Raw genomic sequence first — 15,548 nt, 5'->3', positions numbered from 1 at the left:
TCTTTGAACAGAAACACCCCCAGATGCCCGCTCCCATCAGCGCCCGCAGCGCCCTGTCCGCCGAGAACCTGGCCCTGGTGGAGGCCGTCTCCCGGCTCGGCAGCATGGCCGCCGCCGCGCGCGACCTGGGCATGGTGCCCAGCGCCCTCACCTACCGCATCCGCCAGATCGAAGACGCGCTGGACGTGCTGCTGTTCGACCGCAGCGCGCGCCGCGCCATGCTCACCCCGGCCGGCGAGGAACTGCTGCGCGCGGGCGAATTCCTGCTCAACGAGTTCGACGCCGTGGCGCGCCGCGTCAAGCGCGTGGCCACGGGCTGGGAGCCGCAGTTCACCATCGCGGCCGACGCGCTGATCTCGCGCGCCACCCTGTTCGAGCTGTGCGAGTCCTTCTACGCCACCGGCGCGCCCACGCGGCTGCGGCTGCGCGCCGAAACCCTCTCGGGCACGCTGGAGGCCCTGCAGAACGGGCTGGCCGACATCGCCCTGGGCGTGGCGGCCGATTCCGTGGGCCCGGGCCTGCAGGCCGCGCCGCTGGGCACGGCAGGCTTCGTCTATGCCGTGGCGCCACACCACCCGCTGGCGCGCCTGGAGGCCACGCTGACCGAGGAGCACATGCGCCAGCACCGCGCCGTGGCCGTGGCCGACAGCACCCAGCGCGGCCGCGGCGTCAGCCACAACCTGCTGCCCGGCCAGGACGTGCTCACCGTGCCCACCATGCAGCACAAGCTGGAGGCGCAGCTGCGCGGCCTGGGCGCGGGCTTCCTGCCCACGGCGCTGGCCCAGCCTTTCATCAACGCCGGGCGGCTGGTGGTCAAGCCGGTGCAGCAGGGCGAGCGCAGCTTCCGCGTGGCCTACGCCTGGCGACAGACGCGCCACGCCGCCGACGGAGCCCGCGCGCTGCGCTGGTGGCTGGACCACCTCAAGCACGCCGGCACGCGCGAGGCCTTGCTGAACAACCACCACCAGAGTTGAGCACCGCCGCTGCTACATTCGCCCAATGACTTCACGCCCTACCTCGATTCCGCGCGCCCCCTTGCACGTCGCCGTGGTGGGCGCGGGCATGGCGGGCGTCACCGCCGCGCGCACCCTGCTGCAGGCCGGCCACCGCGTCACGCTGATCGAGGCCGCGTCCGCCGTCGGCGGGCGCATGGCCACCCGGCGCACCGAGTTCGGCGGCTTCGACCCCGGCGTGCAGTACTTCACCGTGCGCGATGCGCGCTTCGAGCTCGCGCTGCGCGCCACCGCCACCCGCGCCGTGCGCGCCTGGAGCGCCAGCACCGTGCGCGTGCTCGACGCCGTCGGCCACGTGCTGGCCAGCGCCCCGCCGCCCACCGAGCCGCACTTCGTGGCCGCGCCGGGCATGAACGCCCTGGTCGCGCTCTGGGCGCAGCCGCTGCTCCAACCCGAGGCCCACGGCCAGGCCTCGGCCCTGGCGCTGCTGGACACGCGGGTCGCGCGGATCGAAGCCGACGCCCTGCACCCCCGGCAATGGCAACTGCGCACCGACGACGGCGACGGCGGCCAGCGCGTGCTGGGCGGCTTTGATCGCGTGCTGCTGGCCATTCCCCACCCGCAGGCGCACGCGCTGCTCCTGGCCTCGGGCCTGGCGCCCGAGTTGCGCGCCGCGCTGGCGCCGGTGCACGTGGCGCCCTGCTGGACGCTGATGGTCGCCTTCCCCCAGGCCATGCAACCGGGCCTGTACCACCTGGGCCCGCAGTGGAGCGCGGCGCGCAGCACGCACCACCGCATCAGCTGGCTGGCGCGCGAGTCGAGCAAGCCGGCGCGCGACCCCATCGAGCGCTGGACGGTGCAGGCCAGCCCCGCGTGGTCGACCAAGCACCTGGAAGACGACGGCGAGCGCGTGAAGGCCAAGCTGCTCAAGGGCTTCGCCGAAATCACCGGTATCCGCGCCACGCCGCCCTTCGCCGAGGTGCAGCGCTGGCGCTACGCGCAAACCCAGACCCCGCTGGGCCGCAGCCACCTGCTCGACACCGCGCTGGGCATTGGCCTGTGCGGCGACTGGTGCCTGGGCCACCGGGTGGAAGACGCCTTCGTGTCTGGCCTGGAGCTCGCGTTGGCCGTGGCCTGAAAGCCCCATGACCCGGTGAGCTACCGCGGACGCTTCGCGCCCTCGCCCACCGGCCCGCTACACGCGGGCTCACTGGTGGCCGCGCTGGCCAGCTGGCTGGACGCGCGCGCCCACGGCGGTGCCTGGCTCGTTCGCATCGAGGACGTGGACACGCCGCGCTGCATCCCCGGGGCCGACCGGCTCATCCTGCAACAGCTCGCCGCCTGCGGCCTGGAGAGCGACGAAGCCGTGGTGTGGCAATCGGCGCGCGGCGCACGCTACCAGGCCGCGCTGGACCGGCTCATCGCGCAGGGCGATGTGTTTCCCTGCGCCTGCTCGCGCCAGGACATCGAGCGCGCCCTGCTGGCCAGCGGCACGCCGCGCGAGCGCCACCAGGCCGCCGTGTACCCCGGCACCTGTCGGCCCGAGAGCGGCGGCCTGCGGGGCCGCGCGCCGCGCGCCTGGCGCTTTCGGGTGCCGGACGGCGCGGTGGTGCACTGGCACGACCGCCGCCTCGGCCCGCAGTCGCAGGACGTGGCCGCCACGGTGGGCGACTTCATCCTGCGCCGCGCCGACGGCCTGTGGGCCTACCAGCTCGCCGTGGTGGTGGACGACGCCGCGCAAGGCATCACCCACGTGGTGCGCGGCGAGGACCTGGCCGACAACACGCCGCGCCAGATCCTGCTGCAACGCGCGCTGGGCCTGCCCACGCCGCGGTACCTGCACACCCCGCTGGTGCGGGGCGACAACGGCGAGAAGCTGAGCAAGCAGAACGGCGCTCAGGCGCTGGACCTGAGCGACCCACTCGCGGCCCTGAACGCGGCGGCGCGCGCGCTGGGCTTGGGCCCGCGCACGGGGAGCGTCGCCTCGGCGCTGAAGGACTGGTCCCAGGCCTGGGCCGGCTCTGCGCCTTAAGCGCTCCATCAGGAACGGGCCTGTCCGGCCCGACCACTCAACCGGCGTTCAGCGATCGCGGCCCGCGGCCGCTGCCTCACCGCCCGACCATGGAACGCTACTCACCCCCTACCACGCCCAGGACCACGCCGCCGTCCCGGACCCGCGCCGAGACCGAAACCGCCTCACCCGAGCGCCGCCCCGCCCCCCCTCAGCGAACCGGGTTGCGATCCAGCATTTCCACGCACTTCCAGCGGCTGGGCATCGAACTCAACACCACCTTCAACAAAGGCGGCCAGTACGAACAGGCCCACCGCCAACTCATGGCATGGGGGCACGACGCGCGGGAGGCCACGGCCATCGCCAAGACGGCCGACTACCCCCGCCTGCACGCGCTGGTGTTCGGCACCCTGATCGGCCCGCCGCCCTTCGCCCCGCGCACGCCCACCCTGAACGAAAGCGACACCCAGGCGCTGCTTGCCGTGTGCCATGCCTGGCTCGAAGCCGGCAACCCCATGGCCGCCTCCCGGCTGGTCTGTGCCGTGTTCAAGGACCGGCCCCAGGACGCCGCGCTGCTGCACCAACTGCTGTGCCGTGCACCCAAGGCCCCCCAGATCCTCATGACCGGCTTCGAGCCCGATGCGACGCAGCATCTGGTGCCGGCCATCCTGTGCCTGGCCGAGCGCGGCTGGACGAACCGCGCGGACCCGTCGGTGCACCTGAACGCCGCGTCGCGCGACGCGCTCGACAAGCTGGTGCAACGCGCCGACCCCACCCAGTGGATGCGCCTGTGCCTCATCACGGCCAGGCAGCGCGTGCAAGCCGGCCAGCCCTTGGGCGAACGCCAGGCCCGCAAGCACCTCCAGCGCATGGAAGACCTGCTCCAGCGGCCAGACCTGGAGGCGGAATGGCACGACGCGGCCGTCGACTGTGCCCTGGGCCTGGCCGCGCTCTGCCCGAGCCTGCGCGACAGGGCCCGCCAACTCCAGGCCGACCACGAAGCCCAGCGGTTGCGCCAACTCACCCAGCGCATGGCCGACTGGCTGCAGCTGGACATCGCGGTCCCCACCGACCTCGTCACGCCCCGTGGCTTGACCGCGGTGAACGTCAACCCCGAAACCCTGGCCCAGCTGGAGCCGTCCGCATTGGACAGCGCGCGGCACACGTTTCGCGACTGGCTGATGCGACAGGCCCAAAGCCCCCAAGGACTGCCTTGCGAACAACTGAACATGGTGGTGCGCGCCGTGGCCGGCGCCCCCCCATCGCGCGACTGGGTCCCACTGGGCTTCGAGCTGCAGCTGACGCTGACCCTGGTGCACAGGGACCTGGCGCGCGGCGTCGACGCCACCCACCACCTCTTGCACTTCCTTGAAGCCGATCCCGCCGGATTCCGCCTCGACGCCCCCCAACTGGCCCGGACCCTGGCCACCATCCAACACCCTGGCGTGGCCCCCCTGGCCCGGTACGCGCTCCTGAGCCACCTGCTGTCGTGGCTGCCGCCCCTCGCCACGGCGCCGCTGCAGCACAAGGCCTGGCTGAGCACGGTGCTGTCCCGATCGACCGAACTCCCAGAGGACCTGCGCTACACGCTGATCGACGAGCGCCACCGCACACGCGAACCGGCGGGCATCGATGAGCCCAGAACCCGGCAGCTGCACGACGACCAGAACCGCTGCCACCAGGCCACCGCCCGCGCCGGCGACGCGTCCCCGCTCCGGGCGGCCCTGTTCGATTGGTGCGTGGAGCGGACCCAGGCGCCCGCCACCAACGCCGACTGGACGGTCTGGCGTGCCGTGGCCAGCGCCTGGCTGCGCGACATCGCGAACCTGCAGGGCCCTGCCGATGAGAACCGGCTCGTCCCCCTCATCCAGACACTCGCCCAGCCCGACCCCTCCCGGCCACACGACTGGGTCCCGCGACTGGCCGAGCTGCTGAGCGACACCGTGGAGCACCTGCCACCCGAGCGGCGCCTGAACTGGCTGCAGGCGCTGGACGCGCAGGCCACGCGGATGCTCAACGCGCAATGGCCCGCGGAGACAGCCTTCCCCGTGGCGCTGGCGGCGCTGTGCGGCGCCGTGCGCGCACTCATCGACGCACACAGCGACCCGGCCCCCCCGCCCCTGGATGGGGTGTTCACCACCCCGTCCCGCGACGACAACCCGCGCCTGATCGAGCTGTTCCGCCGCTGCGCCTCGGCGGCGCTGGCCTATCACGCCGGCGATGCGGCCAAGGCCGCGACGCTGGCCCGCCGGACCCACTCGACCATGCACCTGTCCGCCCACACCCAGCGCCCGCTCCCCCCGGGGCTCTACGACGTGTTCAAGGCCGTGGGCCAGCGCTACCGCCAGCCCACCGACCCGAGCGAAACGCGCAGGCGTTTCGACGCCCTGAAGCTCTGACGCGGTGCCCATCGGGCACCGGCCTCCCCTCGGGCGTGTTCCGCTCCACCGGCCTCACACCATGAACCACAACCCTGGCACCTTCGCGATCGAGCTCGCCCGCCTGCTGCAGGCCGAGCCCGAGCTGTTCGGCCAGCTCGAAATCGAGGGCCAGGTGGTCAGCGGCGCGCTCGGGCACGAGCACCCCATGGCCTGGCGCCGCCTGAACGATCTGGAGGCCGTCGAGACCCTGACCCTGGTGTCGCCCTCACCGGCCGAGCTCGACACCATGCCCCACTGGCGCGACCCGGGCTGGTCCATCTCGACGCGGGACCTGGCGCCCGAAGCCAGCCTCACGCTCTGGTGGCACGCGGCCACGCAGCAGGCCATGCTGGCCTCGCAGATCCCGCTGACTGAACTCAGGCACGACGCGGTGGCGCGCACGCTGCGCCTGCACCACGAAGGACTGGACCTGTGCCGCCGGATGGCGCGCCAGGCCTGGGCCGACGCCCGCCCGCCCGGCGCCATCGCGCTCGGGGGCACCGAATCGCCGGGCTTCGGGTTCGCCTGATGCCACCGGTTGCGCCTGCGCCCCCACGTCCCAACCCACCCCTCACTGCCGATGAGACCGACACCGACCTACGTTGGCAAGAAGACACGCAGAGCGGCCCCCCCAGAGGACAAAACCCGCTCCCTGTCGCGCTCGCAGACCCCGACCACCGCGCTGTCCAGCTCTGAAGAGACGGCACGCGCGTCGACGTCCCCGCGCGCCTCGGCCTCCACCCCCTCCACCCCTCAACTCGCCAGGGAAGCGATCGCCTCCGGCCCCGAGCGGTTCACGCTCCCCGAGCCGAACCCGCACCACCACAGGACCGGGTCCTGGTCCCTGAGCGCCAGCCGCGAATCCCACCCCCATGGGGCGGGCAAGCCCTGCACCGACACCGCCGCTCCCACCCCACGCACGGCACCCCCTTCGGCGCAGCAGCAGCTGCTGGGCGGCGACTCACCGCCGATCCGAAAGACCGGCGAGGGATCGGGGGTGTCGTTCCAGGTGTTGCGGTGCGATGAGCTGCCCCAGTGGAAACACCCGATCGTCCAGCTGGCCCTGCAATGGCTGGAGGGTGCGCAAACCATGGAAGCGGTCCGCTTGCTCACCGCGGTGGCGTCGAGCACCACCGACCCCGCGCTGCGGCGACACCTGCTGGGCCAGATCAAGCGCTGGGAGCCTCACCTCATCCTGGTGTGCCGGCAATGGTTCGCGCAAGGTCGGGCACCAGACGCGCTCTTGCTGCTCGATGCGGCGATGGCGGCCGCCAGCAACCACCACTTTCCCTTCAACCTGCTGAAGGCGCTCACGCCGCAACTCATCCCGCTGGCCCGCCAAGCGACCGCGCTCAGGCACTGCCCGGGCATCGGCCGGGCCATCCGGCTGCTGGCCAAGCCCGGCTGGTGGATGCCCCAGCAGCCTTGTTACCTGGACCCCGCCGTGCGGAGCGCGCTGCTGGCGCTGGGCGACTGGGCCTCGGTGGTGGTCGCCCTTGACCAGGAAGTGAGCGAACGGCTCGGGCAGCCGGTACAGGCCTGCGGCCCGGACGGTATCGACCCCCTTCTGGACGCGCTGGAGACCTTGTTCCATGGCGCCGACGAACACCAGGACAAGCCCCTGATGCTGCGCGTCCTCGGCTGGACGCAGTACCTGGCCAGCCATGGCGCCTCGGCCCTGGCCTCGCAAGCCGAGCGGCTCCAGCGCCATGAGCGCCTGCACCAGCGCTGTGGCGAGGCCTTGCGCGAGCGGGGCGACGCGATTCCAGCGGACCCCTCGCCACCGCCCAACACGCAGCCGGAGCTGGCCAGTTGGCGCGCCCCCATCGTGTCGGCCCGCGGCCCGCGCAAGGAACCGCCCTCCCCCGTGCGCCTCTCCGGTGGCGGCCTGCGCGGCAGCGATCCGTCCAGCGAGAAGCGCCCGCCGGACACTGTGGATGGCATCGAAACGGCCTGGGAACAGCCGATCGATCGGGCGTTCGCGCTGAAGCTGTGCATCGAACACGCCGCGCGCACGAAAACCCTGCAAGCGCTGCTGGACCACCTGCAGCGGTGGCCGGGCGGCCCTCCCACGAAGCCGTCTCTGGCCAGCCTGCTGGACATCGCCGGCCAGCCCACCCACAGCGACGCGCAGCGGGCCGCGTTGATCCGCCACCTCATCCCCTGGCTACCCGCCAGCGACCCGGCCGACGCCGCGCTGCACACCGCCTGCGTCACGGCCATCCTGGGCCTGGCGGCGGGCGAGGTGCGCGAGCGCTGCGCCCAGCAGTACCTGGCCGCCTTTGCCGGCGGCGCGGAAAAGGCCATGGCGCAGCTGTTCGCCCTTTCATCCGACGCCCATGACATCGCCGCGCGCGTCACCGGACTGCTCACGTTCGACACCCACTGAACCCCGTGCGGCGGCGCACCCCGCGTCGTCCGCCGTCCGCCCAGCGCCGCACGCACGCGTGCGCCCCGCCACCACCGCATGCAAAAAGAAACGCCCCCCATTCAGCTCGGTGCCAGCCGGCGAATACGCCCACTGTCCGGGCCGCCCGTGAACACCGCGCGCCCCCCGCCCGACGCGAACCCCTCCAGCCCTGGCCACCCGTCCCCCACGACCACCGGATCGCCCCCGACGGGCCGGCCAGCCGCACAGGTGCTGAGCGACGACCCGCCGCCCCGCTTCGCGCCAGGCCCCGTTCCCCGGTCTGGGGGTGGCGCCTCTTCCCCCAGGGCATCGGTGTACCCCCCTCGGCCCATGGCCCAGGGCAATTCGCCGTCCGATCGGGTTCGCGGCCACCTGCAGGCGCGTTCGCCCAAGAAGCCCCTGGTGCCGCTCCTCCAGGCGCACGCGCCGCCCCTCGCCCCGCAACCGCTTCCCGACGGCGACGGCCCGCCCCCGCCCGCCGAGGCCCACGCGGGGACCTGCCCCGACTGGCTGCACCTGATGCCGGTCGACGGCACCGGCCCGCGGCGCCTGCGGGCCCTGCACATCAACGCCCGAAGCCCGGCGCTGGCCACGCCGCAGGGCCGCGAGCGGGCCTGGGCCGACTTCCTGCAATGGGCCGAGCGGCGCTTGCAAGACCCCGAAGGCCCCAGCTGGGAGGACATGGAGCAGCTGATCGCGCACGTGCTGCCCGCCGTCCAGCAGACACTGGATGGCACGCCGTGGCTGCAGCTGCAGCTGCGGGCCCGGATGCGCACGCCCGACCCCAAGGCCTTGCGCCTCTGGCTGTTCCAGGCCGTGCCCGCGCACATGCCCTGGTTCGACAACCCCGCGCTGCGCGACCTGATCCGCCTGTGCCACGAGGCCAAGGCGGACCGCCCCGAGTGGGACAAGCTGCTCCAAGCGCTGCGTCAGCGCCCCGGCTTCGCCCGCCTGCCCGCCAACGCCCACCTGCTGCCCCTGCTCAACCCGCCCACCGGCCCACAACCCTGCGGCACGCCGCCTGGCCCGCCACCCGAGCAGGACACCGCCAGGTCCGATCCACGGGACCCCTGGTTCCGGATCGAACGCGCCGACCCTGTGGGCGACAGCGCGGGCCCGGTGCGCTATTGGGTACCGCGCGGCCCCCAGGCCCCCCCAGACGCCCGATCACAGGGAGCAGGCCCAGGAGGCCGTGCTCACCTGGGTGCTGCGCGAACTCGCGGACCCGAGCGGCCTGCGCTGGCCCGCGCTGATGGACACCGTCAAAGACATCGAAGGCGCCTGGCAGTACCGCGTCGACCGCCAGCGCCTGTTGGCCCTGTGCGTCTGGACGGCCGAGGAGCACAAAGACCCAGGCCCTCTGCTGCAGTTCCTGCACTTGCTGGAGGGCTGCGAACCGGCCGAGTGCGCCTTGGCCGGCCTGATCGAACAGGCCAGGAACGGGCACTGGGCGCCCCCCATCCGCAGCGCGCTGCTGCAGGCCATCGGGCCGCGGCTGCCCACGCTCGACGACACGGCGGGCCCGCTGCACGCCCGCTACCTCGACGCCATCCTCACGCTCCCCGACCCCGGGGACCGCCACACCCTTCTGCGGTACTACCTGAACAGCCAGCACGTCGACACGTCCAGCGAAACCGGGCGCCTGATCAAGGCCGTGCTGCAGCAAGAGGCCACACCGCCCGCACCGCTCGATGAGTGGCTGGCGCTGTTGCGCGGCCTTCAGCGGCGCGAAGTCACCGCGGTATGGGCGGTGTGGCGCGTGCTGTGCGGCGCGCTGCTGCAGGGCGCGGCGCCCCGCCTTGCTGAATGCCAGTCAGGGGCCGACGCCCGCCTGACCCCGGCCACCCACGAGCTCATCCGCCAGCTGCTGTTTCGCCTGGCCCACCCCGAGCGGGGCGACAGGGCCCAGGCCATCGAACGCCAGTTCGAGCTGCTCGGCGCGCTGGTGGAGGCCCTGCCCCGCGAGCGGCGCCCGGCGTTTCTCGAACAACTGGACGGGGCCTATGCCCAGCACATCGACGAGGCGCTGGTGGCCTGTCTGGAACACCCGCAGCGGGAGGCGCCCGTCACCGCGCTCGCCATGCGCGGCGCCATCCGGGTGCTGAGCGCCGCGCTGCGCGACGGGCCGGCCAGCCCCATGCCGCGCAAGGACAGCTCCACCACCGGCAAGGCCGTTCGCTTCTTCGCCGACTGGTTCGCGGCCCTGCGCCAGCCCGGCGCGGCGGACCTGTCGGGCATCAAGCTCCTCCACCAGGCGCAACTGTTCCAGGTGCGAATGGACCCGCTGACCCGCGACCTCACCGCCCTCATGAACGGGCTGTTCAAGCTGCACGGGCTTTCGCCATGAGCCGACGCTTTTCGATCGAACCCAAGGCCCCCGCGCGCCCCACATTCCCCGCGCCACAACACCCGCCTGTCCCTGGCACCGACCCCACGGACCCCTTCCACACACCGGCCAACCGTCCGCCCCAGTGGCGGCCCATCGCGGCCAGCCGCTCCGGCGTCAGGGCGCCGTCGCGCCACACGGTCATCGGCTCGCCCCCGGGACACGATCCGGGCGCGCCGACCCCGCTGACGCCCCGCCGCCCCGCCCGCGACGCAGCCCCCGGCGGCAGCGCCCGCGACGCCCTGCTCGGCGGCGACCCGCCGCTGCTGGTGCGCGAAGCATCCCCCGGGCGGCCAACGCGGTTTCGCTTCACCCGATCGATCGATCCGGCGACGCACCACGCCCTCATCGCCGCCGCCTGCGCCGAATGGTTCGCCTCACCGGCACCGCAAGACCCTCAGGAAGGCCTGGCCTTCCTCGCCGCGGTCATCGATCAGGCGGACACGCCCACCCTGAGCCATCAGCTGCTGGACAGGCACGGCGACGCGCTGCTCACGCTTGCGCCCCCACCCTGGGACAGCGGCCGCCTCCCCGCCATCGCCACCTGCCTCCACGCGCTCGGCCACCAGCTCACGCGGCACACCCCAGCCGCATTGCGCCGGCTCGTGCTGGCCTTTCACCCCGAGGCGGAGGTCGCCACCGCGCTGCGGGAATTGAGCGCCACCGTGCAGGCGCTCGAGCAGGCCAAGGCCCCCTTGTCCGCGAACGACGCCCAGCAACTGGTGCAGCGCCTGTACCACCTCAGCCGGCAAGCCCTGGACCTGGGCAGCCATGCGCTGGTCCGCACCGCCGTGGACCTGGCCCAACGCGTGGCCAATGGCGCCGCACCCACCGGCCGGGCCAACCCCGCCACTGTCCAGGCACTGGTCAACGTGATGGTCCAGTCTCTGCCACCCGAGCTCAGCGTCGTGACCACGCTGCGGATCAACGACTGGCTCTTTCTGAACATCGCCTGGCCTGCCGGACCCGACGGGCGACGGCTCCTGGACGTCCGGGTCAAGCAGGATCTCATCGACAGGGACCCGGAGACCGCCCGCCGGGAACTGCTGCAGTGGGCGCACGAACAGCAGGCCCAGGGCACGGACGCCCTGCCCTGGGCCGAGCTGCAGGCCCTCGTCGATGAGCTGATGCCGTGCCTGCACCGCCCCCTCAGCCTCGAGGAGCGGCTGGCCCTCTGCCGGGACGAGGCCCTGCTCCGCCTCAACCCCCAGCCCCTGCTGAACCTGCTGAGCAGCTGGCTCGACGGCGCGCCGGCCGACGCCGGGCTGCTGCACGAGCTGCTGGAGCGCTACCGGCGTCCCGACGTGCCGGCCGAGCGGCGCCTGGCCTTGCTGCGCGGGACGCTGCCGCTGCTGCCGCACCCCTTCGACGACCCGCGCCTGCACCTGGCGTACCGCCAACTGATCGACACACTGCCCGACAACGACGCGGCACGCGCCGCGCTCGAACAGCACGAGGCGGCGGTCCGGCCCCAGCGGGCGCCGCCGAACGCCCCCTCGGGCTACGTTCGCCAGCGGCTTCAGGACCGCGCACGGCACGAGGCGCCGCCCGGGCCATCCGGACCCGCCGCCGACGACGACCCCCTGCCGCCGCCGGACGAGGCCTGCGCCTGGTTCGGGCCGGCGTTCGCCACCAGCGAAGCGGACGTCGGCGAGGCGCTCGACAGGCTGTTCAGCGGCGCATCCGCGCCCCTGCGACACAACTTCCAGCACGACACCTTCGAGCTCACCGTCCACCGAAGCGATGCGCTGCTGCCGCACCTGCCCGCCGTCAGCGCGCTGTGCGCGGCCTGGTTCCGGGACGGCCAGGCCCCACGGGCCATCGCCTTGCTGGGCCTGGTCCTGTCGGCCGTCGACGACCTGGGCGCGCACCACACGCTGCTGGCGGCGCACGCGGCGGCGCTGAACGACAGCCCCGCCAGCGCCTGGGCCGGCGGGCAAGGCGGCGGTGTGCTCGACGCCATCCGCGCCCTGGGCGCCAGCGGCTGGTTCCTGGCGGACACCCCCCGCCACCTGACTCCCCCCGCGCGCCTGGCGCTGCTGCAACTGCTGGGTCGCTTCGACCCCGTGGCCGCCATCAGCCTCGCCGCCAGCGAGCTGGGCCACCGCCTCTCCCATCGCCCGGTGCCAGCGCCCGCGCCGACCGAGGGCAAGCACCTCGCCGACCTGCTGGGCCTGCTGCTGCGCCTGGGCAGCGAACAGAACGATCCCGCCGTGCTCAAGCAGGCGCAGGAGGGGGCCAAGGCGCTGGCCGCCGCCTGCGGGTCCCGGCCCACCGGCGGCGCGGCCGTCTTGCAGGCGCGCTTCCACCAGTTGGTCCGGGCGGGCCACCAGGCGCTGGCCCAGGTGCACATCGCGCAGTTGTCGGACTGGCTCACGCTCGAATGGAAACGCGGCTCGGGCAGCCAGCCCGACACCCTGTCCAGGATCCGGGTCCGGCAAGACGGCGGCGCGTTCAAGCGGCCGAAGGACCTGCCGCTCGCCCTGTCCGCGCTCATGGGCTTCATCGACGGGCAGCTGGCCCATCCGCAGGGCGTTCCCTGGGGCCAACTGGTGCAGCTCGCCGTCACCGTCAGCGCCACCCTGGAGCGCCCGTTCGATGCCCTGGTGTGGTGGCACTGGTGCGTCGCGGAGGCCCAGCGCACCGGCAAGACCCACGCCTTGCAGTACCAGCTGGAACACCGCCAGTCCATTCACTCGCCCGACAGCCCGCTGTTCGATGACCTGCTGTCGGTGTGCGGGGACCCGCGGCTGAGCGAGAGCGATCGCGCCGCGCTGCTGCGCACCGCCTGCCAGCAGCTCCAGCTCGCGGCGGCCTCGAACGACGCGCGCGACGACGCCGCTCGCGCGCGCGTCGTGGCCTGGCTGCACGAGCAGGCGGGCCGGACCGGGGGCCTGCCCCTGGTGGCGATCCACGCGCTGTGGCCGGCCTTGCCCTGGCCGCTGGGGCCCGGAGAGTGGCTGAGCCTTTGCCTGAGCGACGCCCGGCAGCGCGGCCAGCCGCAGGCGCTGATCGATTGGTTGAAGGCCCCGCCGCCAGACGACCACCGCTTCATCGACAAGGAGCTGTTCCAGGATGTCCTGGACATCGCCCAGAACGCCCCGCTGAACCATGGCGACCGCCGGCGCCTGCTCCTGGCGGCACAGGCGCTGCTGAACGAGCACCTGCGCGACGTGCCCCTGCAAGCGCGCTGCGCCGATGCCCTGCGCGAGCTGCGCAGCCCGCGCAAAGGCGGCGGCGGTTACCCGCAGGCCTACCAGACACTCTTCCAGAACAGCCCCTGCCTCTTTTCACCGCCCGGCGACGAGCGGCCCGACACCTTCCAACTCAACCAGCCGGTGCTCAGCCCCGGCGAGGTCGACGCCCTCATCACCGTGTGCGACACCTGGGCCCAGGGCATGCAGATGCAGAAGGTCCAGAAGCTGCTGGATGCGGTGCTGCGCGGCACCCAGGACCTCTCGCTGCACCGCCGCCTGTTGACGCTCTACGCCGACCGGCTCGCGGCCCTGCGGCCCCAGGCGGCCCAGCAGACCCAATGGCAGGGCATCCTGTCCGCCATCGCGGGGCTGGCCCGCCAGGGCTGGGCCACGGCCGGCCACACCCACGAGACCGATGCCGCCACACGCACGGTGCTCCGCACCCTGGTGCGCGCCATCGACTGGGGCCAGTACGCCCACATCGAGCTCAGCGCCATCGAGCACCAGATCCAGCACCTGCCGGCCACACCGCTGCGGGGCGACACGGGCCGCGCCCTGCTGGAGCAGCTCACCCGACTGAGCCTGGCGAGCATCGGCAAGGACGATGCCCTGGTCGCGCAGCGCACCCTGAGGCTCGCCCGGGCGCTCGCCCGGCGCCTCGGCGAGGACCATGAGCTGCAGGCCGCATTGAAGCCGCTGTTCACCGAGGTGTCGCAGCGCTGGTTCGACCAGGCCAGGCCAGCGCTGCAACCCTGGTTCGTTCTGCAACGAAGCACCGCGCCCTCGTCCAGCCCCCGGGCCGGCCAGGCGAGGCTGACGTACGGATGGAGCGGCGCCGACAAGGCCCTCGCCACGCCCGAACAACAGGCGAACGCCTGGCGGGCCTTGCTCCAATGGGTCCGCATCGAACTGGAAAACCCGCAAGGGCCTGTCTGGGCGGACATGCGCGCGCTGCTCGAGCTGGTCGAAAGCGCCTGGAAACGGCCGCTGGACGACCGGCAATGGCTGGCCCTGTGCCTGCTGGAGGTGTCGCGCACGGGCGGTCTGTCCTCGCTGAACCAGCGCCTGGCCATGCAGCGCGCGCGTCCGCTCGACGAAGCCATGCTGCGCAAGCTGCTGGCGCTCGCCAGCGAGGCCCGTTTTCCCACCGCGGACCGCGCCGCCCTGCTGAGGCACCTGGCCCAGAAACTGCCGCCCTACGAGGCGCACACCGCGCTGCACGAGGACTTCCTGCGCGTCCTGTTCCGCCGGTTCGAGCCCGACACCGGCAAGGTCTTGCTGAGGACCTACCGGGACAGCCTCTCCCCTGCGGGCAAGGGGCTCGTCGCCCTGGTGGAGCTCGTGGCCCGCCTGGAGAACGAGGACTACCGGTCCAGCGAGAGCGCCTGGAAGCGCTTCGGCGAGGCCCCCCACCCGGACGCCCGCGTCGACTGGGACCACTGGCGCCGCCTGTGCGGGCAGATCGCCCGGTCGATGGCCGAGCGCATCCAGCGCTTCCAGACCGCGTCATTCCCGTCGGCGGACCGGCAGCGGTTCAACACGCTCATCGTGCAGGTCCTGTGGCGGCTGTCGGCCCAGGCCAAAACCCGCGCGTCCACGGCCATCGACCGCCAGTTCGAGCTGCTCGGCGACCTCGTCCAGGCCCTGCCCGAGGAACACCGCGAGGCCTTCCTGCACCAGCTCGACGCCACCTGCACCCAGCTCATCGCCACGGCCCTTCAGCCGGGTGACACCGCACCGGCGCCGCCCATGCCCATCCCGCTGCTGGCCCTACAGGGCGCCGTGCGCGCCCTGGCCACGCGGCGTGGGGACCAGGCGGCCACGCCCCCGGCGACCGACCGGCCCTCGAACGTCGAGCGCGCCGTGCAGGACTTCAGCGACGTGTTCCGTGCCGTGCGGGCGTCGCGCACGGGGGACCTCAAGGCGCTGCGAAACGCCCACAGAAGCGCCCAGGAGAGAGGGGACTTCACCTCGTCGCCATCCCCCTATCCCCGGGAGGTGGCCGGCGCGCTCATCGAACTGCTCGCCCGGCACATCGACCACTGAACGCCACCTCACCCCCCTGGACCACCCCCCATGCGCCCCCAAGTCCCCCAACTGGGCAACACAAGAACCCGCCGCGTCCCGGTGCCACCGACGACGGGGGGCCCACAACCACCCACCGCCACCAC

8 protein-coding genes are annotated in these 15,548 nt (G+C 73.0%); all 8 read left to right on the top strand.

Annotated elements, in window-relative coordinates:
* Positions 1 to 23 precede the first annotated feature (23 nt).
* The 8 genes from JNX00_RS08755 (at position 24) to JNX00_RS08720 (ending at position 15,423) form a co-directional block, all read left to right on the top strand.
* The gene (locus tag JNX00_RS08755) at positions 24 to 974 is read left to right on the top strand and encodes a LysR substrate-binding domain-containing protein (RefSeq protein ID WP_070398103.1); all 951 of its coding nucleotides are present in this window, start codon (positions 24 to 26) and stop codon (positions 972 to 974) included.
* Between the two features lie 25 nt (positions 975 to 999).
* Positions 1,000 to 2,091 carry an FAD-dependent oxidoreductase gene (locus JNX00_RS08750; protein ID WP_204744714.1) on the top strand — a complete coding sequence of 364 codons (1,092 nt, stop codon included), beginning with the start codon at positions 1,000 to 1,002 and terminating at the stop codon, positions 2,089 to 2,091.
* A 15-nt stretch (positions 2,092 to 2,106) separates the two neighbouring features.
* Entirely contained in the window at positions 2,107 to 2,985 is an 879-nt protein-coding gene (gene gluQRS / locus JNX00_RS08745; RefSeq protein ID WP_070398105.1) for a tRNA glutamyl-Q(34) synthetase GluQRS, read from the top strand.
* Positions 2,986 to 3,188: 203 nt separating this feature from the next.
* Positions 3,189 to 5,363, top strand: a complete 2,175-nt coding sequence (locus tag JNX00_RS08740; RefSeq protein WP_204744713.1) for a hypothetical protein — start codon at positions 3,189 to 3,191, stop codon at positions 5,361 to 5,363.
* A gap of 61 nt (positions 5,364 to 5,424) precedes the next feature.
* The gene (locus JNX00_RS08735) at positions 5,425 to 5,913 is read left to right on the top strand and encodes a hypothetical protein (RefSeq protein ID WP_204744712.1); all 489 of its coding nucleotides are present in this window, start codon (positions 5,425 to 5,427) and stop codon (positions 5,911 to 5,913) included.
* A gap of 561 nt (positions 5,914 to 6,474) precedes the next feature.
* The gene (locus tag JNX00_RS08730) at positions 6,475 to 7,773 is read left to right on the top strand and encodes a hypothetical protein (protein ID WP_204744711.1); all 1,299 of its coding nucleotides are present in this window, start codon (positions 6,475 to 6,477) and stop codon (positions 7,771 to 7,773) included.
* Positions 7,774 to 8,986: 1,213 nt separating this feature from the next.
* On the top strand, positions 8,987 to 10,141 hold the full coding sequence (locus tag JNX00_RS08725) for a hypothetical protein (RefSeq protein ID WP_204744710.1): 1,155 nt from the start codon (positions 8,987 to 8,989) through the stop codon (positions 10,139 to 10,141).
* Positions 10,138 to 15,423, top strand: a complete 5,286-nt coding sequence (locus JNX00_RS08720; protein ID WP_204744709.1) for a hypothetical protein — start codon at positions 10,138 to 10,140, stop codon at positions 15,421 to 15,423. The genes JNX00_RS08725 and JNX00_RS08720 overlap by 4 nt, the downstream gene beginning before the upstream one ends.
* Positions 15,424 to 15,548: the final 125 nt, after the last annotated feature.

Source organism: Hydrogenophaga sp. YM1, assembly GCF_016903055.1.
In the GTDB taxonomy this organism is placed as follows: domain Bacteria; phylum Pseudomonadota; class Gammaproteobacteria; order Burkholderiales; family Burkholderiaceae_C; genus Hydrogenophaga; species Hydrogenophaga borbori.
This window is presented reverse-complemented; position numbering and strand designations above follow the sequence as displayed.

What these genes read in the sequence shown, in the direction of transcription:
- JNX00_RS08755 (WP_070398103.1), top strand. Translation starts at nt 24, where the DNA reads ATGCCCGCTCCCATCAGCGCCCGCAGCGCCCTGTCCGCCGAGAACCTG.
- JNX00_RS08750 (WP_204744714.1), top strand. Translation starts at nt 1,000, where the DNA reads ATGACTTCACGCCCTACCTCGATTCCGCGCGCCCCCTTGCACGTCGCC.
- JNX00_RS08735 (WP_204744712.1), top strand. Translation starts at nt 5,425, where the DNA reads ATGAACCACAACCCTGGCACCTTCGCGATCGAGCTCGCCCGCCTGCTG.
- JNX00_RS08730 (WP_204744711.1), top strand. Translation starts at nt 6,475, where the DNA reads ATGGAAGCGGTCCGCTTGCTCACCGCGGTGGCGTCGAGCACCACCGAC.
- JNX00_RS08720 (WP_204744709.1), top strand. Translation starts at nt 10,138, where the DNA reads ATGAGCCGACGCTTTTCGATCGAACCCAAGGCCCCCGCGCGCCCCACA.